The organism is Streptomyces sp. NPDC006335 (assembly GCF_040612795.1).
Classification (GTDB): domain Bacteria; phylum Actinomycetota; class Actinomycetes; order Streptomycetales; family Streptomycetaceae; genus Streptomyces.
In genome coordinates this window covers 636,814-660,068 of record NZ_JBEXQX010000002.1, presented here as the reverse complement: position 1 = coordinate 660,068, position 23,255 = coordinate 636,814, and the positions used below count along the sequence as shown (strand labels likewise).

General features: G+C 68.9%; 23 protein-coding genes. 9 read left to right on the top strand and 14 right to left on the bottom strand.

What is annotated here, in order from left to right; translation table 11 throughout:
* Window positions 1-116 precede the first annotated feature (116 nt).
* The 5 genes from ABZ098_RS08960 (at window position 117) to ABZ098_RS08940 (ending at window position 4,965) form a co-directional block, all read left to right on the top strand.
* On the top strand, window positions 117-1,019 hold the full coding sequence (locus ABZ098_RS08960; RefSeq protein WP_356588698.1) for an SPFH domain-containing protein: 903 nt from the start codon (window positions 117-119) through the stop codon (window positions 1,017-1,019).
* Window positions 1,016-1,279, top strand: a complete 264-nt coding sequence (locus tag ABZ098_RS08955; RefSeq protein ID WP_356588696.1) for a hypothetical protein — start codon at window positions 1,016-1,018, stop codon at window positions 1,277-1,279. Before ABZ098_RS08960 ends, ABZ098_RS08955 begins: the two co-directional genes overlap by 4 nt.
* Before the next feature lie 118 nt (window positions 1,280-1,397).
* Complete coding sequence (locus ABZ098_RS08950) at window positions 1,398-1,922, top strand: PadR family transcriptional regulator (protein WP_057609981.1); 525 nt, start codon at window positions 1,398-1,400, stop codon at window positions 1,920-1,922.
* Window positions 1,919-2,605, top strand: a complete 687-nt coding sequence (locus ABZ098_RS08945; protein ID WP_356588694.1) for an ABC transporter ATP-binding protein — start codon at window positions 1,919-1,921, stop codon at window positions 2,603-2,605. The genes ABZ098_RS08950 and ABZ098_RS08945 overlap by 4 nt, the downstream gene beginning before the upstream one ends.
* Window positions 2,602-4,965, top strand: a complete 2,364-nt coding sequence (locus ABZ098_RS08940) for an FtsX-like permease family protein (RefSeq protein ID WP_356588692.1) — start codon at window positions 2,602-2,604, stop codon at window positions 4,963-4,965. Before ABZ098_RS08945 ends, ABZ098_RS08940 begins: the two co-directional genes overlap by 4 nt.
* Before the next feature lie 22 nt (window positions 4,966-4,987).
* On the opposite strand, the gene ABZ098_RS08935 is transcribed toward ABZ098_RS08940, so the two are convergent.
* The 9 genes from ABZ098_RS08935 to ABZ098_RS08895 all read right to left on the bottom strand — a co-directional run bounded on the left by ABZ098_RS08935 (window position 4,988) and on the right by ABZ098_RS08895 (window position 14,113).
* Window positions 4,988-5,416, bottom strand: coding sequence for a hypothetical protein (locus ABZ098_RS08935; protein ID WP_356588690.1), 429 nt, complete (start codon window positions 5,414-5,416; stop codon window positions 4,988-4,990).
* Between the two features lie 4 nt (window positions 5,417-5,420).
* Complete coding sequence (locus ABZ098_RS08930) at window positions 5,421-5,819, bottom strand: roadblock/LC7 domain-containing protein (protein ID WP_356588688.1); 399 nt, start codon at window positions 5,817-5,819, stop codon at window positions 5,421-5,423.
* Window positions 5,820-5,861: 42 nt separating this feature from the next.
* A complete protein-coding gene (locus ABZ098_RS08925) occupies window positions 5,862-6,680 on the bottom strand; it encodes a MarR family transcriptional regulator (protein WP_356588686.1) in 819 nt (272 codons plus the stop codon).
* 154 nt (window positions 6,681-6,834) lie between these two features.
* A complete protein-coding gene (locus ABZ098_RS08920; RefSeq protein WP_356588684.1) occupies window positions 6,835-8,193 on the bottom strand; it encodes an AI-2E family transporter in 1,359 nt (452 codons plus the stop codon).
* Window positions 8,194-8,319: 126 nt separating this feature from the next.
* Window positions 8,320-9,003 carry a lytic transglycosylase domain-containing protein gene (locus ABZ098_RS08915; RefSeq protein ID WP_356588682.1) on the bottom strand — a complete coding sequence of 228 codons (684 nt, stop codon included), beginning with the start codon at window positions 9,001-9,003 and terminating at the stop codon, window positions 8,320-8,322.
* Between the two features lie 397 nt (window positions 9,004-9,400).
* The gene (locus ABZ098_RS08910) at window positions 9,401-10,726 is read right to left on the bottom strand and encodes a PhoH family protein (RefSeq protein WP_356588680.1); all 1,326 of its coding nucleotides are present in this window, start codon (window positions 10,724-10,726) and stop codon (window positions 9,401-9,403) included.
* A 368-nt stretch (window positions 10,727-11,094) separates the two neighbouring features.
* Window positions 11,095-11,868, bottom strand: a complete 774-nt coding sequence (locus ABZ098_RS08905; RefSeq protein ID WP_306976893.1) for an isoprenyl transferase — start codon at window positions 11,866-11,868, stop codon at window positions 11,095-11,097.
* A gap of 740 nt (window positions 11,869-12,608) precedes the next feature.
* Complete coding sequence (locus ABZ098_RS08900) at window positions 12,609-13,397, bottom strand: methyltransferase domain-containing protein (protein WP_356588678.1); 789 nt, start codon at window positions 13,395-13,397, stop codon at window positions 12,609-12,611.
* A gap of 152 nt (window positions 13,398-13,549) precedes the next feature.
* Complete coding sequence (locus ABZ098_RS08895; protein ID WP_356588676.1) at window positions 13,550-14,113, bottom strand: dihydrofolate reductase family protein; 564 nt, start codon at window positions 14,111-14,113, stop codon at window positions 13,550-13,552.
* A 99-nt stretch (window positions 14,114-14,212) separates the two neighbouring features.
* Here ABZ098_RS08895 and ABZ098_RS08890 point away from each other — a divergent pair, with 99 nt between their 5' ends.
* Window positions 14,213-14,575 (top strand): DUF192 domain-containing protein, encoded by a 363-nt coding sequence (locus ABZ098_RS08890; RefSeq protein WP_356588674.1) that lies wholly within the window; start codon window positions 14,213-14,215, stop codon window positions 14,573-14,575.
* A gap of 41 nt (window positions 14,576-14,616) precedes the next feature.
* Here ABZ098_RS08890 and ABZ098_RS08885 read toward each other — a convergent pair whose 3' ends face one another.
* The 4 genes from ABZ098_RS08885 to ABZ098_RS08870 are packed head-to-tail and all read right to left on the bottom strand — an operon-like array spanning window position 14,617 to window position 18,782.
* Window positions 14,617-15,660, bottom strand: coding sequence for a type VII secretion system-associated protein (locus tag ABZ098_RS08885; protein ID WP_356588672.1), 1,044 nt, complete (start codon window positions 15,658-15,660; stop codon window positions 14,617-14,619).
* Complete coding sequence (locus tag ABZ098_RS08880; protein WP_356588670.1) at window positions 15,660-17,684, bottom strand: putative T7SS-secreted protein; 2,025 nt, start codon at window positions 17,682-17,684, stop codon at window positions 15,660-15,662. The genes ABZ098_RS08885 and ABZ098_RS08880 overlap by 1 nt, the downstream gene beginning before the upstream one ends.
* Window positions 17,684-18,292 carry a hypothetical protein gene (locus ABZ098_RS08875; RefSeq protein WP_356588668.1) on the bottom strand — a complete coding sequence of 203 codons (609 nt, stop codon included), beginning with the start codon at window positions 18,290-18,292 and terminating at the stop codon, window positions 17,684-17,686. Before ABZ098_RS08875 ends, ABZ098_RS08880 begins: the two co-directional genes overlap by 1 nt.
* A 13-nt stretch (window positions 18,293-18,305) precedes the next feature.
* On the bottom strand, window positions 18,306-18,782 hold the full coding sequence (locus ABZ098_RS08870) for an SseB family protein (protein ID WP_356588666.1): 477 nt from the start codon (window positions 18,780-18,782) through the stop codon (window positions 18,306-18,308).
* A 590-nt stretch (window positions 18,783-19,372) separates the two neighbouring features.
* On the opposite strand from ABZ098_RS08870, the gene ABZ098_RS08865 reads away from it, so the two are divergent.
* The 3 genes from ABZ098_RS08865 to mycP all read left to right on the top strand — a co-directional run bounded on the left by ABZ098_RS08865 (window position 19,373) and on the right by mycP (window position 22,500).
* The gene (locus ABZ098_RS08865; protein WP_356588664.1) at window positions 19,373-19,693 is read left to right on the top strand and encodes a hypothetical protein; all 321 of its coding nucleotides are present in this window, start codon (window positions 19,373-19,375) and stop codon (window positions 19,691-19,693) included.
* Between the two features lie 55 nt (window positions 19,694-19,748).
* Window positions 19,749-21,125, top strand: coding sequence for a hypothetical protein (locus ABZ098_RS08860; protein WP_356588662.1), 1,377 nt, complete (start codon window positions 19,749-19,751; stop codon window positions 21,123-21,125).
* Between the two features lie 85 nt (window positions 21,126-21,210).
* A complete protein-coding gene (mycP, locus tag ABZ098_RS08855; RefSeq protein WP_356588660.1) occupies window positions 21,211-22,500 on the top strand; it encodes a type VII secretion-associated serine protease mycosin in 1,290 nt (429 codons plus the stop codon).
* A 63-nt stretch (window positions 22,501-22,563) separates the two neighbouring features.
* Here mycP and ABZ098_RS08850 read toward each other — a convergent pair whose 3' ends face one another.
* Complete coding sequence (locus ABZ098_RS08850) at window positions 22,564-23,244, bottom strand: hypothetical protein (RefSeq protein WP_356588658.1); 681 nt, start codon at window positions 23,242-23,244, stop codon at window positions 22,564-22,566.
* Window positions 23,245-23,255: the final 11 nt, after the last annotated feature.

Below are 23,255 nucleotides of genomic sequence, written 5' to 3'. Positions count from 1 at the left end.
GCCTCCTCGGAACCAGACCTCCGAGGGGGCTTGAAGGTTGCCGGGACAGGGTAAAGTGATATCACTTAGCTAGATCAGCGCTAGCTGATCCGTGAGATCGAACAAGGGGGACCCCTATGTCCATGGACGACTCGGTACCCGACATGCCCGCCCCGCGCGTGCGGGAGTTCGCCGCGCACAGCATCGGCGGCGCGCTCGCGCTGCTGCTGGGCCTGATCGGACTCCTGATCGCCGTCTTCCTTCTCGCGCTGAGCGGGGAGAACCCCGGGTTCGCCGTGGGCGGGGTCCTCGTGCTGATCGCCGCACTCATCTCGCTGCGCGGCCTGAACACGGTCGCGCCGGGCGAGGCCCGGGTCGTCCAGCTCTTCGGGCGCTACAAGGGCACCATCCGCCAGGACGGCCTGCGCTGGGTGAACCCCTTCACCTCCCGGACCAAGGTCTCCACCCGGGTCCGCAACCACGAGACCGCCGTCCTCAAGGTCAACGACGCCTACGGCAACCCGATCGAACTGGCCGCGGTCGTGGTGTGGAAGGTCGAGGACACCGCCCAGGCCACCTTCGAGGTGGACAACTTCGTGAAGTTCGTCGCCACCCAGACCGAGACGGCGGTCCGGCACATCGCCATCGAGTACCCCTACGACGCCCACGAGGAGGACGGGCTCTCGCTGCGCGGCAACGCCGACGAGATCACCCAGAAGCTCGCCACCGAGCTGCACGCGCGCGTGGAGTCGGCCGGCGTGCAGATCATCGAGTCCCGCTTCACCCACCTCGCCTACGCGCCGGAGATCGCCTCGGCGATGCTCCAGCGGCAGCAGGCCGGCGCGGTCGTCGCGGCCCGGCGGCAGATCGTGGAGGGCGCGGTCGGCATGGTCGAGGAGGCGCTGGCCCGGATCACCGAGCGGGACATCGTGGAACTGGACGAGGAGCGCAAGGCGGCGATGGTGTCCAACCTGATGGTGGTGCTGTGCGGCGACCGCGCCCCGCAGCCGGTCCTCAACACCGGGACGCTCTACCAGTGACGGCACCTTCCGCACCTTCCGAGGGCGGCCCCCCCGAGCGGCGGCCTCAGCAGCGCAAGCAGGTGCTGCTGAGGCTGGACCCGCTGGTGTACGAGGCCCTGGCGCGGTGGGCCGGGGACGAGCTGCGGTCGGCGAACGCGCAGATCGAGTTCCTGCTGCGCAGGGCCCTGAAGGAGGCCGGCCGGCTGCCCGGTGACACCGGCCCGCTGCCGCGTCGGGGCCGGCCGCCCAAGGACACCGGCGACGCTCGGGACACCTAGAGCGCGGGCGTAGCAGAACCGTGACAATCGGCCGCCACCTGCGGCTGCTCACGCCGGACAGCCATCTACACACTCCGCGTATACATGCGGGGTATACACCGCATGTACAGTCCTCTCCATGTCCATCGGTCACACCCTCCTAGGGCTCCTGGAGTCCGGGCCCCGCCACGGCTACGACCTCAAGCGGGCCTTCGACGAGAAGTTCGGTCACGACCGGCCGCTGCACTACGGCCAGGTCTACTCGACGATGTCCCGACTGCTGAAGAACGGGCTCGTCGAAGTCGACGGCATCGAGCCCGGCGGCGGCCCCGAGCGCAAGCGCTACGCCATCACCGACGCCGGGATCACCGACGTGCAGCGGTGGCTCGCCACGCCCGAGAAGCCCGAGCCGTACCTCCAGTCCACGCTGTACACCAAGGTCGTCCTCGCGCTGCTCACGCACCGGGACGCCGGCGACATCCTGGACAACCAGCGCGCCGAGCACCTGCGGATGATGCGCATCCTCACCGACCGCAAGCGCAAGGGCGACCTCGCCGACCAGCTCATCTGCGACCACGCCCTGTTCCATCTGGAAGCCGACCTGCGCTGGCTGGAGCTGACCGCCGCGCGTCTGGACAAACTCGCGGAGGTGGTGGTCAAGTGACCCCGGCCGGTTCCCTGCTCGTCGCCGACGAACTGCGCAAGGCCTACGGTCCGACCGTCGCCCTCGACGGCGCCCAGTTCTCCATCCACCCCGGCGAGGTCGTCGCCGTGATGGGCCCCTCCGGGTCCGGCAAGTCGACCCTGCTGCACTGCCTCGCCGGGATCGTCACCCCGGACTCGGGCTCGATCACGTACAACGGCCGGGAGATGGCCACGATGAACGACTCCGAGCGCAGCGCTCTGCGCCGCTCCGAGTTCGGGTTCGTCTTCCAGTTCGGCCAGCTCGTCCCCGAGCTGACCTGTGTGGAGAACGTGGCGCTGCCGCTGCGCCTGAACGGCACCTCCCGCAAGGAGGCCGAGAAGGCGGCCCTGGGCTGGATGGAGCGCCTGGAGGTCGACGACCTGAGGAAGAAGCGGCCCGGTGAGGTCTCCGGCGGTCAGGGGCAGCGGGTGGCCGTGGCCCGGTCCCTGGTGACCAACCCGCGCGTGCTGTTCGCGGACGAGCCGACCGGTGCGCTGGACTCCCTCAACGGTGAGCGGGTCATGGAACTGCTCACCGAGGCCGCCCGGTCCACCAACGCGGCCGTCGTCCTCGTCACGCACGAGGCACGGGTCGCCGCCTACTCCGACCGCGAGATCGTCGTACGGGACGGGAAGTCCCGGGACATGGAGCGGGTCGTATGAAACTCGGGCAGTGGTGGCGAGACCTCGCCATGGGGGTCCGGTTCGCCTTCGCGGGCGGACGCGAGGGGTGGGTCCGGGCGCTGCTGACCGCGGTCGGCGTCGGGCTCGGGGTGGCGCTGCTGCTGCTGACCACCGCGCTGCCGAACGCGCTGGCGGTCCGGCACGAGCGGGGCGACGCCCGCGCGGACATCAACTACGGGCAGGACATGAAGAAGGGCGACGACACCCTGCTGTCGGGGAACGCGTCGACCACCTTCCGGGACACCGACATCCGCGGCCGGGACCTGGAGCCCGAGGGGCCGAAGGCGCCCCTGCCGCCCGGCGTCGCGAAGTTCCCCGCGGTCGGCGAGATGGTCGTCTCCCCCGCGCTGAAGAAACTTCTGGAGTCCGAGGACGGCAAGCTGCTGCGGGAGCGGCTGCCGAACCGGATCTCCGGGACGATCGCCGAGAGCGGACTGATCGGCTCCCACGAACTCGCCTTCTACCGCGGGGCCGAGGGGCTCGCCGCCCAGGACATCAACGGCGCCGGGATCAGCCGGATCAACAAGTACGGCAACCCGAACCCCACCGAGTCGGACTCCGACCCCGTGCTGGTGCTGCTGGTCCTGGTCGTCTTCGTGGTGCTGCTGATGCCGGTCGCCGTGTTCATCACCGCGGCCGCGCGCTTCGGCGGCGAGCGGCGCGACCGGCGGCTCGCGGCCCTGCGCCTGGTGGGCGCCGACGGCCGCTCGACCCGGCGGATCGCCGCCGGCGAGGCGTTGGCGGGCTCGGTGCTCGGTCTCGTGCTCGGCACCGGGTTCTTCCTGATCGGCCGCGAAGTGGCGGGCTCCGTCGAGGTGTTCGGGCAGAGCGTGTTCCCGAGCTATCTCAACCCCTCGCCGCTGCTGGCCCTGCTGGTCGCGGTCGCGGTGCCCGCGGCGGCCGTGCTGGTGACGCTGCTCGCCCTGCGGGGCGTGGTGATCGAACCGCTCGGCGTGGTGCGTACGGCGAAGCCCGCGCGACGCAGGCTGTGGTGGCGGCTGCTGCTGCCGCTGGCCGGGCTCGGGATGCTGTACCCGATGGTCGGACAGGGCCGGGACGGCGGCGACTTCAACCAGTACCTCGTCAGCGGCGGTGTCATCCTGCTGCTTGTCGGTGTGACCGCGCTGCTGCCGTGGATCGTCGAGGCGGTCGTGGCCCGGCTGGGCGCGGGCGCGGTGTCCTGGCAACTGGCCGTGCGCAGGCTCCAGTTGAGCAGCGGCACGGCGGCCCGGATGGTCAACGGCATCGCGGTCGCGGTGGCCGGGGCGATCGCGCTGCAGATGCTGTTCGCGGGCACCTCGAGCGACTACACGAAGGACACCGGCTACGACATCTCGCGGGCGCAGATGCAGGTGACCGTCCCGAAGGGGAAGACGCTCGCGGCGACCGCGAAGGAACTGGCCGAGACCAAGGGCGTCCGGCAGGTGTACGCGTTCAACGAGGGCTACGTCAACGACGGGACGGGCGAGGACGCGCACTGGGCCCGGGTGACCGTCGCCGACTGCACGTCCCTGCGTGAGGTGGCCAAGCTGTCCTCCTGCCGCGACGGTGACGTCTTCGTCTCCCATGTCGCGCCGGCGGTGGGCGACAGCGACACCGCCAGGCAGAATTCCGACGACGAGTCGAACGTGACGGCCCGGCCCGGCCAGAAGCTCTACTTCGACACCTCCGAGGCCGCGGAAAAGCAGACCTCGGTCGTCTGGACGGTCCCGAAGGCCGTCAAGCAGGCGGAGTCCATCGCCGACCCGACGGGCTACCGGCGCGGCGGAATCCTGCTCACCCCGGGCGCCTTCCCGGCACAGGCCGCGGCGGGGGTGCGCGGAGAGATCTACGTGCGGGTGGACGACTCGCTGCCGGACGCGCGCGACCACGTCCGCAACACGGCCGCCCGGATCAACCCGTACGAGGAGCCCATGACCTGGGTGTCCACCGAGAGCAACGACCGCTACTCCTCCATCCGCACCGGCCTGTTCGTGGGCGCCGTCTGTGTCCTCGCGCTGATCGGGGCGAGCCTGCTGGTCTCCCAGCTGGAGCAGCTGCGTGAGCGCAGGAGGCTGCTGTCGGCGCTGGTCGCCTTCGGTACCAGGCGGCGCACCCTGAGCCTGTCGGTGCTGTGGCAGACGGCGATCCCGGTCGGGCTCGGGCTGCTGCTGGCGTCGGCGGTGGGGCTGACGCTGGGCGTGGTCCTGCTGAAGATGACCGACACCTCGGTGCGCGTGGACTGGTCGAGCGTGCTGTCGATGACCGGCGTGGGCGCCGGTGTCGTCCTGGTGGTGACGCTGCTGAGCCTGCCGCCGCTGCTCAGGCTGATGCGCCCGGACGGGCTGCGGACGGAGTAACCGCCCGCAGCCGGCCGTCCGCTCAGAGGCTGTACTCCTTCACCACCCGCCGGACCTGGGCGAACAGCATGCCGACGTTGACCGACTTGCGGCACACCACGACGGCCACGACGTCCTGCTGTTCGACCAGCCGCACGAACAGGTGCGTGAGGTTCTCGCTGTTGACAAGGATCTCCTGGAAGAAGTGGTTGTCACTGCTGATCCCGCGACGCTCCTTGAAGACGTCCTCGATCATCACGACCGTACGGCCCTGGAACAGGTCGAGAGTCGCCCCCGCCAGGAGGTCCAGGACCTCCGGCGGGTGGTTCTCGACGGTCTCGTACGACAGCAGCATGCCCGTGGATATGTCGACCACGCCGGAAGCCACGCAGTCGGGGGCGTCGGTACGAAGGGACTTGACCAGGCCCATCACCTGGTCGGAGAAACCTGTGGCCATGCGCTTCGTCGCCATCCCTTCAGACTCCTTCTGGTGCTTTCCCGGGCGCCTTGTCGGTGAGGATCGAGCCGATCCGGTTCAGGGTCGGCTGGGTCGCCCGGTGCAGGTGGTCCACGTCCATGCCCTCGTCGCCGAGCACGACCATCAGGGCGGTCTCGCCGACGGCGTAGAAGGCGGCGCAGCCGTGGCTGCCGTACGTCACCGTCCGGCGCAGCGTGCCGCGGGCGGTCGCCTCGGCGGTGCGCCGGGCGAGGCCGAGGCCGGCCGCGGCGAGTGCGGCGAGGCCTTCCGGGTCGATCGAGTCGGCGGTGTCGGCGGCGATGAGCAGCCCGTCCGCGGCGGCCACCGCGGTGTCGGTTATCCCGGTGACCTGTTCCCGCAGACCGCGCATTTCGAGCGCCAGGGCTTGGTGGTCCATAAAGTCAACTCCCCTGATTCTTTGCGTATCTGATCGGCGTTTTCATCTGGCTGTTCCGTTTCTGAGTCGGAAGAAGTTGCCGGGTTTCCGGCGGGGCAGATCGGTTCTCGCCGCGGACGGGGACGGCTCCACTGCCGGGGGCCTGCGGGGCCGGAGTTCGTCGCCGTCGGGGAGGGAGCGGACCGCGACGGGCGCGGGCGGTCCCGCGCACACCAGGAGCCCCTCGTCGAGCATGCGGGCGACCTCGACGGTCACGGTGTAGACACCGCGCCCGACCCGGAAGGCGAGGTCGCGGGCCGTACGGCGGCCGTCGGCGTGGGTGAGCAACTCGCGCCGCAGGGCCCCGGTCCCGCTGTCCGTGCCGGAGCGTACGGGACGTTCCCGGTCGGGGTGCACGGGGTGCGGCAGGGCGGCGAGGGCGGTGAGTCTGCGGAGCGCGTCCTGGAGCAGCCGCAGGGGCGGTTCACCCAGCGGGACCTGCGCGAACGGCTCGGCGGTGGGCCGGCGTTCGCACTCCTCGACCCGGCCCGCGGCCATCGCGAAGGCGGCGTCGTGCAGGGCCAGCGCGCACACCACCCTGAGCTGCGCGGCCCCCGCGTAACCGTGGGCGATGAGCGCCGTGGCCGGCCAGCGCGAGCCGCCGGACTCCCGCACCAGTTCGGCCCACTGCTCGCCGCTGACCCGCCCCGAGCGCAGCAGCAGCGCCTCGGGGCCCGGGGCGCCGGGCGACTCCACGGCGACCACCCGGCCGTCCCCGAAGTGGAAGGTGCCGCCGGGTGCCCCGGTGATCCGCAGCTCTCCGGTGAAACCGTCACGGCCGCACGCGGCCAGGGCCTGCGCCAGGAGCTCGTGGCCCGACATCACACCCCCCGCCGTCTCGCACACACGCCTGACGCGTAGCGCTGAGGAGGGAAGGTGTATCAGTCCGCGCGCATATTCCGGGGGCGGGTTTCCCACCTGCCCCTAGTTGACGGAAGTTGAGTTCGCGGGCTGCTCAAAACACTCTGTTCGGCGCTCAATTGACCGAATTCGAGGAAGGTTTTTCAGGATCCGGCGGCGGCTCCGCCCGGCCCTCCTGGTCCGTGACGACATCGCCCTCGCCCTCGCCCTCGTCCTCGTCCTCGGGCGGCGACTGTTCCTCGGCGTAGGCCTTGAGGTAGCTCACCACCGTGTTCGTCACCGCCACCAGCGGTACGGCCACCACCGCGCCGCCGATGCCGGCCACCATGCCGCCGGTCGCGACCGTGAGGACGACCGCGAGCGGGTGGACGCGCACCGCGCGGCCGAGGATGAACGGCTGGAGGATGTGGCCCTCGATCTGCTGGACGGCCAGGACCACCGCGAGGGTCATCACCGCCGTGAAGACGCCCTGCGTGACCAGCGCGACGAGAACCGCGAGCGCGCCGGAGGCGACCGCGCCCACCAGGGGGATGAACGAGAACAGGAAGATGAAGACGGCCAGCGGGACGGCCATGGGGACGTCGAGGAAGTAGATGCCGATGCCGATGAAGACGGCGTCGATGAGGGCCACCAGGACCGTGCCGCGGACGTAGGCGGTCAGGGTGTGCCAGGCGCGCGGGCCGGCGCCGGCCACGGCGGGACGGGCGGCCGCGGGGACCAGCTTCAGCGTCCAGTTCCAGATGCGGCGGCCGTCGTAGAGCAGGAAGAGGGTGGAGAAGAAGGTCAGCAGGATGCCGGTGAGCGCCTCCACGACGACCTGGACGCCCTCGAGGCCGGCCGAGGTGATCTGGTCGGTGTTGGCGCCGACCGCCTCCCTGAGGTTCTTGGCGATCTGGTTGATCTGCTTGTCGGTGACGTGGAAGGGGCTCTTCAGGAGCCAGTTGCGCAGATCGTCGATGCCGTTCTGGATCTGGTCGGAGAGGTCGTCGATGTTCTCCATGACCTGCCAGGTCACGAACCAGCCCAGCAGCCCGATGATGACGAAGCCGAGGATCGCGGTGAGAGCGGTGGCGGGGCCGCGCGGGACGCCGTGCCGCATGAGGCGGGCGACCGTCGGCTGGAGCAGCGCGGTGATGAGGAGGGCGACGACGAAGGCGAAGACCACGAGCTGGACGGAGCTGATGATCCGCATCAGCACCCAGACGGTGCCCGCCAGGACCAGGAGCCGCCAGCCGGCCTCGGCGGCGACCCGTACGCCCCACGGCACGGCCTGCGCCGGGTCGGGGCGGGGGACCAGTACGACGGGCGGGCGGGCCGCGACCCTCGGGGACTTCTTGGGCCCGCGCTCAGGCGCCTCGGCCGCTTCGGCCTCGGCCTCCTCGCGGGCCACCTCCGCGCGGCGCTCGTCCAACCGCTCTCCCACATCGGTCAGCCGGGCACCGAGCCGACCGATCCACCCTGGCACTCGCGACATGATCCGTCCTCTTCCCCCGTCTCTCCTCACCACTCCCCCCTGGAGTCGTCCGGTCCGACCGTACATGGCGAAAGCCCCTCCCCCTAGGACGGGGAGGGGCTTCGCAAGGTTGAGAGTCGGGCGCGCTCAGTACCAGTGGTTGGCCTGCCAGAACGACCAGGCCTCGCAGGGGCTGCCGTACCGGCTGTCCATGTAGTTGAGGCCCCACTTGATCTGGGTGGCCGGGTTGGTCTGCCAGTCGGCGCCGACCGAGGACATCTTGGAGCCCGGAAGGGCCTGGAAGAGACCGTAGGCACCGGAGGAGGCGTTGACGGCCCGGTAGTTCCAGCTGGACTCGTGGTCCACGATGTTGCTGAAGCACTGGAACTGCCCGCTCGGCACCATCGAGGCAGCCATCGCCTGGATCTGCGCGACGGTGTACGAGCTCTGCACCGGGAAGCTGGAGGAGCTCCTGCTGGCCTTCTCCTTGGCCTCGGCGCGCTCCTTGGCTTCCTTGGCCGCCTGCTCGGCGGCCTCCTTCTTCTCGATCGCGGACTTGGCGGCGGCCTTGCGGGCCGACTCCTCCGCGATCTTCTTGGCGCTCGCGTCCGCGGCGATGGCCTGCGTGTCGGCCTGCTGCGTGAGGGACGCGGTCTGCACCTGAGCCTGCTCACCCGCGGGGATGTCCGCCAGGAGCGTCGTGCCGGCTGCCGTCGCCTCGGCGTCGTTCGGCTGCGCGACACTGCCGGAGGCAACTCCGACAACGCTTCCGACAGCGGTGACCGCGGTGGCGGAGGCCACTGCGAATCCCCGGACCGAAATCGGGCTCACACGGTTTCCTTCCAGCATCGCCCGCTTCGGTGACCCTGGCGGACGCAATCGTGCCCCTAGACACTGGCCTCCCAACTAACGGGGTCACGGGAGGCGCGGGCCCGGTGGGCAACTCCCTTGCGGGGAGCGCCGCGTGGTTCGCGGGCGGCATACGGCTTCGACTATGGAGTTGGTGGTGCTGCTGTGGTGCTATACCGCTGGGGGTACAGGTGTGCCGTATGCGGGGCCTGACAGAACCGAGACTCTGCCGTAACCGGACGCCGGGTGGCAATTCTGAGTTGCGTGTGAAAGCTCACATCCCGTTTGACCCCAGGGATTCGAGAAACCTCGACACGCGAAGGCGCCGCCCGGCTAGGCTCTTGGCCTTTCCGGACGGCGCCAACTGGTGGGTACTACCTCAGATTTGGCCGTCTTCCAGCATTTCGGTCACAAGGGCCGCGATCTGGGACCTCTCGGACCTGGTCAGGGTCACATGCGCGAAGAGCGGGTGCCCCTTCAGCTTCTCCACCACGGCGACGACACCGTCGTAGCGGCCGACGCGGAGATTGTCCCTCTGTGCCACGTCATGGGTGAGAACCACCCGGGAATTCGCGCCGATTCGGGACAGAACGGTGAGAAGGACGTTCCGTTCCAGGGACTGCGCCTCGTCCACGATCACGAACGCGTCGTGCAGCGAGCGGCCGCGGATGTGGGTGAGCGGCAGGACCTCGAGCATCCCGCGCGCGGTGACCTCCTCGATGACCTCGCGGCTGGTGACCGCGGACAGCGTGTCGAAGACCGCTTGCGCCCAGGGGCTCATCTTCTCGGACTCGGAGCCCGGCAGATAGCCGAGTTCCTGCCCGCCGACCGCGTACAGCGGACGGAAGACCATGACCTTCTGGTGCTGGCGGCGCTCCAGGACCGCCTCCAGGCCCGCGCACAGCGCGAGCGCCGACTTTCCGGTGCCGGCCCGGCCGCCCATGGACACGATCCCGATGTCCGGGTCGAGGAGGATGTCCAGCGCGATGCGCTGCTCCGCGCTGCGGCCCTTGATGCCGAACGCCTCCCGGTCGCCGCGCACCAGGCGGATGTTGCCGTCGGGCGAGACCCGGCCGAGCGCCTTGCCGCGCTCGGAGTGGATCGTCAGCCCCGTGTGCACGGGCAGCTCGGAGGCCTCGGGGACATACACGTGGCCTTCCTCGAAGAGGATGTCCACCTGCTCGCCGGGCAGGGTCAGTTCGGACATTCCGGTCCAGCCGGAGGAGTCCGTGATGGCGAGCTCAGCGCGGTACTCCTCGGCGAGGAGACCGACGGACGAGGCCTTGATCCTGAGCGGGAGGTCCTTCGACACGACGGTGACGTCGAACCCCTCGGCCTGCAGATTGCGGGCCACCGCGAGGATGCGGGAGTCGTTGTCCCCCAGGCGGTAGCCGCTCGGCAGCACGCTGGGGTCCGAGTGATTGAGCTCGACACGGACGGTCCCGCCCAGCTCCCCGATCGGGATGGGGGCGTCGAGGCGGCCGAACCGCACCCGGAACTCGTCGAGCAGCCGAAGGGCCTGCCGGGCGAAATAGCCGAGTTCGGGATGGTGCCTCTTCGCCTCCAGCTCCGTGACCACGACGATGGGGAGCACGACCTCGTGCTCGTCGAAGCGGCTCAGGGCGTTCGGGTCGGCCAGCAGGACGCTGGTGTCGAGAACGTAGGTGCGCCGGTCAGGCATACGGCGCTTTGTGCTGGTCACCACGGAAGGACGTACCCCCTCGGATGAGGTCGGGGAGCGACGGAGTGGAGCTGGACCGGTCGACGGCCCGTTTGCACGGGCCGGGAACCGGCCCTCCACTGCTTCTTCCGTGCTGAGACCGCACGGTCGAGCTGGTGCAAAGGGCCTCCCGGGCGGACGGCCCCGTGCCGCCCGCTGAGATCCGACACCCGTGGTTCGGGCATCGACCTGACTGGCTTATGCCCTCGAACACGCGCCGCCATGCCGACCCGGGCGACGGCGCGCTGGTGAACTCCTTGTTACTTCCGCCCCAAAACGGGTAGTCGTGCGCTTTCCGTGGAGCGCCCGTGCCGGTCGCCCCGGCGCCTGTACCGGTCGCTACGGCGCCTGCGTCAGCCGCCGTAGCGGCGGTGGCGGGCCGCGTAGTCGCGCAGCGCGCGCAGGAAGTCGACCTTGCGGAAGGCCGGCCAGAAGACCTCGCAGAAGTAGTACTCCGAGTGGGCGGTCTGCCACAGCATGAATCCGGACAGCCGCTGCTCACCGCTGGTGCGGATCACGAGGTCGGGGTCGGGCTGGTCGCCGGTGTAGAGGTGGCGGCCGATCATGTCGATGTCGACGGCCTCGGCGAGCTCCTCCATCGAGGTGCCCTTGTCGTGCGCGTCGAGCAGCATGGACCGTACGGCGTCGGCGATCTCCTGGCGGCCGCCGTAGCCGATGGCGACGTTGACGAGTATTCCGTCGACGTGGGCGGTGGACTCCTCCGCCTCCTTCAGCGCCGTCTGCATCGGGGAGGGCAGCAGGTCGGGGGTGCCGACGTGGTGGACGCGCCAACGGCCGTCGGCGGCGAGGGTGCGCACGACGTCCTCGATGATGCCGAGGAGGGGGCCGAGCTCCTCCGGCGGGCGGTTGAAGTTGTCCGTCGACAAAAGCCAGAGGGTGACGACCTCGACGTCCGTCTCGGTGCACCAGCCGAGGAACTCCTCGATCTTCTCCGCGCCGGCGCGGTGGCCGTCGACAGGGGTGGAACCGGCGGCCTTCGCCCAGCGCCGGCTGCCGTCCACGATGACACCGATGTGCTTGGGCACCTGGGCGTGGTCCAGGTGGCCCTCCACCCGGCGTGCGTAGAGCCTGACCAGCAGGCCGCGCAGCTTGTCGCGCAGGTTCACGTGAAAGTCAGCCCCTCTGAGATGGCGGTCCCCGCGGCTAGAGCGTACCGGGGGCTTCCGGGCGCCAACTGCGCGGGGCCTTCTGGCGCATGGGCGACCGCGGGTCGTCGGGCACCGGTCGGGCCACGCGGCGGAGCGCCTGCCGCTTCGGGCCCCGCGGCCTGGCGGGTACCCCGTCCGCCCCACTCATGCGCGTCCCCCGCGCGTCTCCCGCACATCTCCCCGTATGCCGTACGCCGGTCTCGAGCTCATGTCGGGGCACAAAAAACGGGCCGGTCCGTGGGGGGGAGACGGACCGGCCCGAGGGGGGGTTTCCACCATAACCCTTCGTGAGGGATGGTGCGTGCATCGGCGTGCCACAACTACTCTCCGGAGTCGGGCGGCGACGGCGCGGTGGGCGGTCAAGGCCCTGTTCATGGGGGTTTCGTGGCCGAATCACGGCGGAATCATGGGGGCGTGGGGCATCGCCCGCGTGGGTGACTCCGGGTCGGAACGTTTCTTTGACGCCGGGAAGTGGGCGCGGCACCGCGCAGCCCCCTCCTCTGCGCGGTGCCCCCGCGCAGCTTTGCTGACGCGAATTGCCTCGCCTTGAATTTACGTCAGCCGGGGTCCGGATGCGAGCCGCCTGGGATAACGATGTGGAAACCCCGTGAAGACCATGGATATGCGGGGTGGATCAGCCCACAGTGCGCCCATTGTCCGCTTTGCAGGCATGTATGGACCATCCGCGGGCGCGAACGTCAGGCGAGCGGCTTGCGGGCCTCGAAGAGATGGCGGGAGCTGTGGGCGACGAAGGGGCCCTCTGCCTCGATCCGCTCGTGCAGGGACCGCAGTCGGGGCTCGTACTCCGCCACCGTGAATCCCGGCACCATCCAGACAACTTTGCGCAGGAAGTGGACGACGGCCGCGATGTCGTGGAACTCGATCCGCAGCCGCTCGGCGCGCAGGTCCACGATCTCCAGTCCGGCGGCCTCGGCGGCGGCGCGCTCGCGGTCGGGGTGACGGTCCGAGCTCTGTGCCGCGGGCTGCGGGCCGAGGAAGTACTCGACGAGTTCGAAGACGCTGCGCGGGCCGACGTGCTGGGCGAAGTACGTGCCACCGGGCTGCAGCACACGCGCGATCTCCGCCCACTGGGGGCTGACCGGATGCCGGCTGCTGACCAGGTCGAAGGTGTCGTCGGCGAAGGGCAGCGGCGCGTCCTCCGGTGCGGCGACAACCACGATGCCGCGCGGGCGCAGCAGGGCCGTGGCCTTGGCGACGTTCGGCGGCCAGCCCTCGGTGGCCGCGGCGAGCACGGGTGTCTTGACCCCCTGCCCGAGCGCGAAGTCCATGACCTCGCCGCCGCCGGTCTGGATGTCGAGCGAGGCGGCGGCCCCGGCCAGCCGTCCGGCCAGGGAGCGCGCGTACCCCCACGAGGGCCGCGCCTCGGTGGCCCGCCCCTCGAACCACGAGAAGTCCCAACCAGCGGTGGGCACGGCGGCGCCCTCGGCGACGAGGTCTTCGAAGGTGCGGGGGTGTGGGGAGATCATGGGGTGATGGTGGCAGGGGGGCGGGGGTGGGCGCCGCTCATTTTCTCGGGGCGGTCATTCCGGGCTCGGGTGGATGTGCTGCGGTGTGGTTCGCGCTCCGGTGCGACAACTTCTTTCCGGTGCGACAACTTCCTTACGGTGCGGCAACTTCTTTACGGCGTCGGCTCGTACCGCAGCAGTACGACGCCGTTGCCGAAGGTGTGCGACTCGACGAGCCGGAGCGACGTCGTCGTGTCGGTGTGCGGGAACAGGGGCTTGCCCCGGCCGACGAGGACGGGGTGGACGTAGATCCGCAGCTCGTCGACGAGGCCGTACCGCAGGAAGGTCTCCGCCAAGTCGGCCCCGCCCAGCCCGAGGTCACCGCCGGGCTGCTCCTTCAGGGCCCGGACCTCTTCCGGTACGACCTCACGGACGAGGGTGGAGTTCCAGCCGACGTGCGTGAGGGTACGGGAGTACACGATCTTGGGGAGGTCCCGCCAGATCGGGGCGAACTCCTTGTCGGACGCGGGGGCGTCGGGGTCTGCGTCGGCGGTGGGCCAGTAGGCGGCCATGAGTTCGTAGACGCGGCGGCCGTGGATCAGGCCGCCCATCCTCCCGACCGTGGCGTTCATGTGCGCGAGCAGCTCGTCGTCGACCCGGTGCCAGCCGATGTCGCCGTCGGGGCCCTCGATGTAGCCGTCGAGGGACACCGACATCATCAGGACGATTTTGCGCATCGGACACCTGACCTGGGCAGTGGGGAGAGGATCGACTCCCACGGTATCGGGGGCGACGGGGACGGCGTGGGAACGCCATGGCGGAAGGGTGGCTCCGGGATGGGGCGTTGGCAGGACGGTCGGGGCAAGCTGGTCGTGCACGGTGAGCGGGGAGAGCTCGCCGTACCGCTGGAGATCGCCTCCTCCTACCGGGCCAGGACGAAGGGCCTGCTCGGCCGGGACTCCGTCGACGGGGCCCTGCTCCTCTCCCCCGCGGGCAGTGTGCACACGTTCCGCATGCGGTTCCCCATCGACGTCGCCTACCTCGACCGCGGGCTCCGCGTCATCGCCGTCCGCACGATGAGGCCGGGGCGGCTGGGGCTGCCGCGGGTGCGGTCTCGGCATGTGCTGGAGGCGGGGGCCGGGGTGATGGAGGGGTGGGGGGTTCGGGTGGGGGTGCGGGTGCAGGTTGTCGTGGAGTAGGAGTGGTGCGCGGGGGCTTCGAAGTGGCCGCCTGGCCGCCGTCAGCCGAAGGCGCTGACGGCGAGATCGGAGGCCGGGATGTACATGCTCGGCCGGCTACCGGGGTTGATCCCCACGAAGCAGCCGTACAGGCCCTTGGTGAGCTCTCCCCCGTTCATCGCCCGCACCTGCCGGCCGTCCTCCGGGACGTACTGGGCCCCGGTGTAGACGTCGAGGCAGGGCTCGCCGTTGTCGCGTCGGCGGAAGCGGAGTTGCGTGCCGTCCGCCTCGACGGAGACCAGAAGCGTGGCCTTGCGGAAGGCGTCCAGGAGTGCCTCGGGGGTGCCGCGGCGTGAGCGCAGGGCCTGGAGCGTGCGCTCCACCTCGTTCTCCGGGGGCCGGTATCCGAGCGCGGTGAGGGTGGGCTCGTACCCGGGGTTGAAGTGGAACTCGCCGATCTCACCGTGCTCGTCGATGGGCCAGCCGCCCAGCTTTCCGTGCTCGGGGACCTCGCCGTGCGGGTTGGTGTAGGCCGGGTCGATGGCGAAGATCGCCCTGCCGGGCTGACGCCGGGCGGACACCCGCATGGCCTCGGTCACCTTGGGGGGCAGCATCTTGGGGCCGCGGAGCGGGATGTCGGGATACACGTGGATCTTGAGGTCGCGTGGTCCGCGGACCCACTCGCCGTCGCCCACGATCTCTTCCTTCAGCGCCGCCATGCTGGGGGCCTCCTGCCAGGACCCGGGCAGCACCCGCCCCGGCAGGGGGTAGGCGCCGGGCTGCTGTGCCATCTCGGCGAGGGCCTCGGTCGGAGACAGGCCTCGTTGTTTCGCGGATCGCCGCAGTTTGATCCAATGGATGGTGGCATTGCTGGCATCGGGCCCCAGCTCAGGGCGTACGACTGTGCCGACGGCGCCCTCAGCGTCAGACGCGAACAGGGCCCCCAGGATCCCGTCCATATTCGCCAACAGGACATACTGCACGGGTCCCTCGGCCCGCAGCACGTAGTCGTCCTGGCCACCGGTCACCCGTACCTGCAGGTCCTGCCCCAGCCGGGAGAAGGGCCTCTCCTCGGAGTGCTCGTCCGGGCCGTGTTGCTCACTCATCAGTGGATCTTCCCGTAGATCTGCCACGTACCGTTGCCGTCTTCGAACGCCTTGGTGATCGTGTATTCGTTGCCGCGGCCGAGCAGAAGTTCCCGCTCGTCGGCTCCGTAGCGGCTCAGCTTCTCCACGTACAGGCCTTGAGTCCCCTCGGGCACGCGCAGGTGGAGGACAGCGCCCTTGTTCGTGAACACGGCGTCCCCCAACGAGGTGGACATGTAGGCGTCATCCGTGAACTTCTTACCGATCATGTCCGCCGGGTTCGCGGAACTCATTTTTTCCAGATAGTGCTCCAGACCCGTACCACGGCTGACGACGACGGCCTCGGGCAGCCGATTCCCGGCGAGTGCCTTGTCGAGTTGCTCGACGTGTCGGCGTACCTCGGGGATGTCGTGGTAGCTGCCCTCGCCCTCTCGCAGGAACCCGTTGATCCGGTGGTGTGCGGGGCCCGTGTAGCTGTGCACCGCTGCCTTCTGTTCGGCGGGCAGGCTCTCCGCATAGTCGTTCCAGTGCTTGGCGCCGTACTGCGCCGCGTCCGCGTTGTTGTCGAACGTGACCGCCTTGTCGGAGATCTCGGCCATCGCCGATCGGTGCTCGGCGGAATCACGGACGTGGTTCCCGGCGCCGGACTCCGTGGCCGGTGAACCGTCCGAGGAGCCGGCGACATCGCCGTCCCACTTGCCACGAGCGGCTTCCTTGGCGGTGTCGGCGGCGTCCTTGGCCGTGTCCGCCGTCGCGTCGGTGACATCCCCGCTGTGTTTGTAGGGGGTCCAACTGTCAGGAAGCGGCGCGCTCTTGCCCGCGGACTTGGACGCGGCCTCGGCGGCCGATTCCCCGGTGTCCCGGACAGCCGCCCCGGCCGCGTCGCGGGCGCCACGCTCCCCGGCCGTCTCCATGACATCCCTCGCGACACCGGTCGCCGTACGGCGGGCCGCGCCCACTCCTGCCGCCGCGCCGCCGGTGACCGCGTCGAGGAAGACGTCGAAGGAGAGGGTGCCCAGCGCCTCGGACGGGTCGCTGGACCAGCCGGAGCCGGCCAGTGACTTGGCGGTTCTCACCGGGTGGTTGGCCGCGGTGAGCAGGCCCATGCCGGTGACGGAGACGTTCCGCAGGTACTGCGAGGGGTGGGTGAGGTTGTAGGGGTCCATCGGGTTGACCGTCCGCACCATGCGGATCATCCCGGTCCCGCCCTGGACGAAGCCTCCGGCGAAGTGTTCGAGCTCCATGTTGACGGCCTGGGTGCCGTCCATCAGGTCAGCCTGGAACTTGGCCCAGGTGCTGGGCTCGGCCGGGGCCGCCTCGAAGGCGCCGGTCACCTTGACCGTGGCGGTCTCGGCGGCGGAGTCCCGCTCCCGGCGGGCGTGTTCGAGGGTCTCCCGGGCAGCCTTGCGGCCGGCTTCTCCCGGGTCCACGAAGTCTCCCGGGTCGATGGGGGTGCCGGCGCCGGCGCCCGCCAGGGAGCCGACGGTGAGTGCGGACTGGTACTCCCAGAACCGCTGGTCGTACGTCTTCCGGGCCGCCGAGCTCTGCGCCTCCGCGGCCCGCCACTTCTCGATCGCCTCAGCCGCCCGGCCGCGTGCCCAGGAGACCGTGTCCGCGTAGGTGGCCAGGGCGTCCGCGGCGGCCGTACAGGCGTCGGCCGCGGTCAGCCACCGCTTGGGGTGGGTGGTGAAGGAGTCCCGGAACGACGCGGCGGCGGTGCCGGTCCAGTGGTCCGGGTCGAGCTTCCGGAGCGCCTGCCCGGTGTTCTCGAAGGCGGCGGCCAGGGCCCGCAGGTGGCGGACCGTGTCGTTCAGGTCACCGGGCGAGCCGTGGATCAACTCGCCCGGCTCGTCGGTCTGGCCCAGCTCCCGTTCGGGCACCACGGCCCCGACCGCCCCGGTGACGTACTCGGCACCGTCGCGGACCTTCTCCCCGACGGACTTCAGGCCCACTACGTCGAACTGGTCGCCCACCGCGTCCGCGACCGAGCCGACTCCGTCGGCCAGGCCCTGCTTGACGCCGTCGGCCAGGTCCCCCAAGCCCATCAGCTACCACCCGTGTGCTCGGGCTCGTCGCCGCTGCCGGTGGCGTTCTCCATCGACTCCTGCACGAACTCGGTGCCGATCCGCAGCTGGGTGCCGTACTGGCCAGTGGTGGTGAGGTCCTCCTGGGTGGTCTGCCAGGTGTGGCCGATCTGCTGCCGTGCCTCGTCGGCCGACTGTTGGGAGAGGTCCGGTGTCCAGGTCTCCTTCATCGCCGAACCGACCTGGCTCCACGACATCCGCTCCGTCTCCTCACCGGAGGCGGCCGGGTCACCGTAGGAGGCCACGACGGAGTCCTTGACCACGCCGATCGCGTACTCCTCGGCCTCGTGGTAGTAGCCGGCCGACAGGTCGAGCTTCTGCGCGATGGCGTTGCCCTCCGTCACGAGCGCCCGCACGCCCCACTCCCAGCGCTGCGCGAAGGTGGCGAAGGCGGCCGCCAGGCCGGTGTGTCCCATCTGCAGCTGCGTCAGCTCCAGGCTGCCGAAGCCCCGTCCGACCGCTCCCGCGCCGACGCCCACGCCGACGTCCTGCAGCTCATCGATCGTCCGGTTGATGCCCTGGGCAGCCTGCTTGAGGACCTGCGGGTCCGCTCCGTAACCGTTGTCCACGTTTCTCCCGGCGCTACAGGTTCTGGTCCACGAGGTCCACCGCCACCGGGCCCGGCACGATCCCGGACACCGGGGGGAGCAAGAGGGGCCTGACACCGCCCACGTCCACGGCGACCCCGGTGGGGATCCGAGCCTCGGTGACGGCGGCGGGTACGGCGACGTCGAGCAGCCGGGAGCCGAGCACCGTCCAGTAACGGATCCGGCCGCTCGCCCACCCGGGGTCGGTGCCCGCCTCGACGCGGGCGCGAGCGAAACGCTCCAACTCGGTGGCGGAGGTGAAGGCGTAGAGCCAGCGAATGCCGTCCGTCTCACCGGAGCACATCGCATCGTCCTCGGCGAACGGCACGTACAGTGCCGCTGCCCGGAAGGCCGCCAACAGCCTCTCGCTGTCGCCCCGACCGTCGTACAGGTCGTGCATCTCTGCGGCCAGCGTTGCCCGTTCGGCCCCGCCCTGGCGGTGTGTCGGGCTGTCGGCCACGTCCGGCTTCATTCTTGGTCACCCCGCGGCTGACGTCGTAATGCGCGAAAGCACATCATGATGATCGTGCGCCAGTCCAACCGGTGATGGCGTGGGGTGCGAGAACCGTGGTGGGAGCGGGGGCAGTTGCAGGGCCGGGAGTCGTCTGCCCGTCCACGCGGGGGAGTTTGGGCCAACGTCGGGCCGTTCGTCAGTCTTAAGAGTGAGGCCTGGAACTCTCGGCCCTGCACATCCCTTCGGGGGTGCGGGGTGCGCTTGCCGACACCCGGAGCCCGCATCGGTTGCGTTCAGGGCTCTGTGTGCCCTCATTCACCGCCCGCGGTGCCACGCCCCTCCCCCTCGGGATCGACCGCACCCTTGGACACCGTTCCCGGTTGATGTGAAGAAGGTGAGCTGAGTTGATCGCGATCTCGCCACCGACCTCCCCTGATGATCGTGATGTCACTGGACGTAACTAGGGTGGTACCCGACCAGGTTGGGGACGTCTGCCGTCGCTCGGTGATGGCGGAGACGTTCGTTGTACCGGTCGAAGTGAGCCGAGTGGCGCTTGTCTGAAGCGCGGGCTCACGCTGGGGACAACGGGGATCCACGGGGAGCTGGGCATGGCTGAAGAAGTAAGCGTCGATCTCGACGAGCTCGAAAAGACCGTAAGCGCGTTGAACCAGGTGTTGAGCGGTCTCGGCAAGGCGAACACGGACGCGGCGACCAACACCTACCTTCCGCCAGGGGCCCTCGGCACCGGCTTCGACGAGGCGGACAAGCTCGCCAACGCGCACAACGAGATCAAGACGTACATCGAGGACGCCGTGAGGTACCTCAACTCCGTCATGGACGAGTTCGGGCGAAAGACGAAGTACACGCACGGGGCCTACCAGGACACCGACTACGAGGCCAAGGCGAGCTTCCCCAACGCGGGACAGTAGGGGTTCATGGACGGCGTGCAGGCCGAGATGCGCGGTAACGAGGGGGCACAAAGGCATGGCTGACAGCGACGGTCAGATCGACTACGACTACACCGAGATGAACATGTGCTTCAACGAGAAGCACACGACGAATTTCGCCGGTGGCAAGAACATGGACGAGATGAAGGCCATGCTCAGCCATGCGAGACCAGGCCTCGTGACAGACGTCGCCAAGGGCTGGTCGGGTTTGTCGGCTCAGCTGGCCAGTATCCAGGCCGAGTTCGAGAAGGAGGTCACCCGCATCCAGGCGCACTGGAGGGGTGCAGCCGCCGACGGATTCGCCGCGAAGGCCAGGCAGGTCAGCAAGAGCATCGGCAACACGGCCAAATACGCCAGCCATACGTCGATCGCTATGACGAACGTGGGCGCCGCATTGAGGCCCATCAAGGACGAGGTCATGGCGATGGAGAAGCCTGGCCGGATGTCCAGCCTCACCAACGCCGCCGGCGACGGCTTCACTCGCAGCGACGACGGTCTCAACAAGGACATCGCCGCCGGAAAGGGTGCGCAGGAGGCACTCGACGGCAACAAGGACGACCTGTCGGCGGGGCGCGAGGCACAGTTGCGGATGGCTGCGAAAATGGAGACGTTGGGGGCTGCGTACAACTCGCAGGCGAAGGCTATGGGGTCGTGGGAGAAGAAGCCGAATAGGGAAGCGGAAAAGGACTACCCGGGGGACCCCGGTGGGATTACGCCTACGCCCGTCGTCATGCCGACTGCCCGTTCCTCTGGAAGCCCGCGGAGCGTGTCATCAAGTACAGCCGGGGCCGCCCAAGCAGGTGCCATCAGCTCTTCGAAGTCCGTTGCTTCGCCTTCGGGTATCACGGGTGGGGCACATAAGGCGACCGTGCGAACCGAGGATGTCGGCACGGCGATTGACGGTGTCTCTGTCGGTCGCACGGGAACGCCCGCATTTGGTGGAGCCGCGTCGGTCGGTGGCGGAGCTGCCAGCGGCGCCGGCATCGGTGGCACCGGTTTCATGGGTGGCCCGATGGGAGGGGCTGTCGGAGCCGGCGCCGCCCGCGGCATGACCGGTCGGGCTGGTGTGACGGGGCGTGCCGGGGGCGCAGGCGGTGCCACCGGCGCAGGTGGCACCGCGCGTCCCGGCAGTGGCGCCCGTGGTGGCGTGGTGGGCGGCGCGCCCAAGGCGGGTGCGGGTGTGGGCTCGGGCAGGGGAACTGCCGGTGGTTCAGGTCTCCACAGCAGCCGCGGTGCCGCAGGGCGGGGAGTCGGCGCTGTTCGCCAGGGTGGCGTGGCAGGTGTTCCTGGTTCCCGCACCGGTCGCTCCAGGGAAGAGGAGCGGCGCGAGGGCGAGCGCCCCGACTACCTTGTCGAAGACGAGGAGACCTGGACCCCTCAACGTAATGTGGCACCTCGGGTCATCGAGGAGTAACCGCACGGTGTACAGGCAGCCAGGACGGTGCTGCGGGGGTGTTCTACGGCGCGCCCCCGCACCGTCCCAGGAGAGGAACATACGGATGGGCTTCACCCGGCTACTTCACGCAGCAGGCTGTGGCACCTTGGCCACGGCTCTACTGTTTGCCTCTGCTCCGCTTGCTGTTGCAGACCAGGTCAGAGACGACCAGTGGGCACTAGAAGCACTCAATGCCGAATCCGTGTGGAAAATCTCCCAGGGAAGCGGTGTCACCGTCGCAGTTATCGATAGCGGAGTTAACGCCAATCACATTGATCTGCAAGGGAATGTCCTCAAGGGCAAGGATTTCGTGGATGGCGGAAATACAGAGCCTGCCGCTGGCGATAATCACGGCACAGCCATGGCGTCAATCATTGCCGCCCACGGGCACGGGACAAATGACGGAGTCATCGGACTTGCCCCCGAGGCGAAAATCCTACCGGTCCGGGACTCGAAGGAAGTAAAGCTTTCCCAGACGATCAAATGGGCGGTCGACAACGGCGCATCCGTAATCAATGTCTCACAATGCTTCAATTCCAGCGATCAGGACGAACTGGACGAGACATCGAATGCTGTGGCTTACGCCTTGAGCCATGACGTCCTAGTCGTCGGCGCATCGGGAAACGAACAGGACAAGGGCGGTAAGTGCTATCCCGCCGCTTCCCCAGGCGCTCTAGGCGTCGGCGCCGTGCAGAACGACGGGTCGATCTGGAGCGGATCCAACCCAGGTGACTTCGTCGCCTTGTCAGCTCCTGGCACCAACATCGTTTCTGCGAACGGCACCGGCAACGGGTATCACGCGGCCGACGGCACGTCGGACGCAACCGCCTATACGTCAGCGGCAGCAGCCCTGCTCAGGTCGAAGTTCCCCGATCTTACGGCAGGCCAGATCGCCAACCGCCTGGTCAAAACAGCGGCTCTCCCCGATACCGAGAAGGGCCTGTCCCTTCCGGACAAGACCTACGGCTACGGCATCATCCAGCCGCTCGCCGCCCTCAAGGACAACATCCCGGCAGGCTCGAAGTACGGCCCGCTCACCGTGCCGGAGTCCCTGAGGGATAAGTCGAGTACTTCTTCTCTCAGCAATTCCGATGAGGATCAGGCGCAGGCCGATCAGAAGGCGATGATCATCTGGGGTGTCATCGGTGTCGCGTGCCTGGCCGTCATCGGCCTGCTTGTGCTCTTGCTCGTCAAGCGGTCCAAGCGGCACAGGAACGACAGCGGCGGGCCCGGCGGCCTCGCAGCCTACCCTCAGTACGACCAGCACAACCCGCACCAGCAATACGTGCCGCCACAGCAGAACCCGTATCAGCAGCCGGCTTCGCCCCAGGAGCCGTGGCCGCCCCAGCCGTAGCTGCATGCAACATCAACGTCGGTCTCGTTCTCGCGGCCATGCCCCGACAAACCCTCGACCGAACTATGCAGAGGCCGGGAGGTCGGCGGCGTTCACGCAGTCGACCTCGTCAGCCATCCAGCGGGCGACGGAAAGCGTGATCTGGTTCGCATCCGCCTGGGTCCCCTTTGATCGAACGGTGTCGGTCACACCTGCGGTGAGGGTATGGCGGACGGCCCGCGAGCCTTCGGTCTGCAGTTCGCAGGAGAAGTACACGGTGGAGTCATTGGCAAACTCCTTTCCCCGGGGAACAATGAAAACCTCCGGAGACACTTTCGTATACTTGTCCGAGCCCTTTTCGATAAGCTTCGCGATGCTCTCCGTCTGAAGCTTCGACCAGCCCGCAAAGAGCACGATCCTCTTGTGCCGATCGCCGCTCGGATCCACCGAGCAGGTCCATCGGGAATTGCTGATCTCAGGATTCGGGTCGGATTTCCACCCTTGAGACTCCTTCTTCAGGTCCCGGCCGCTCTCAGAGTCCGAAGGAACAATGGATTCGAGGGAGGATTCGCCGGCCATCTTCTCCAGGGCTCGCTCCGAAGCGGTGCTGATCACACCGCCACAAAGAGCATCGTCCTCCGAGTCCTTGTCCTTTCCGTCGTTCGAACAGCCCGCTACAAGGCCAACCAGCGCAGCAACAGCACCAAAGCGCCATGCTTTTCGGGACAGAGAAAATGGCGCGTTCGAAGGTCGCCGTACCCACATGACAGTTTTCC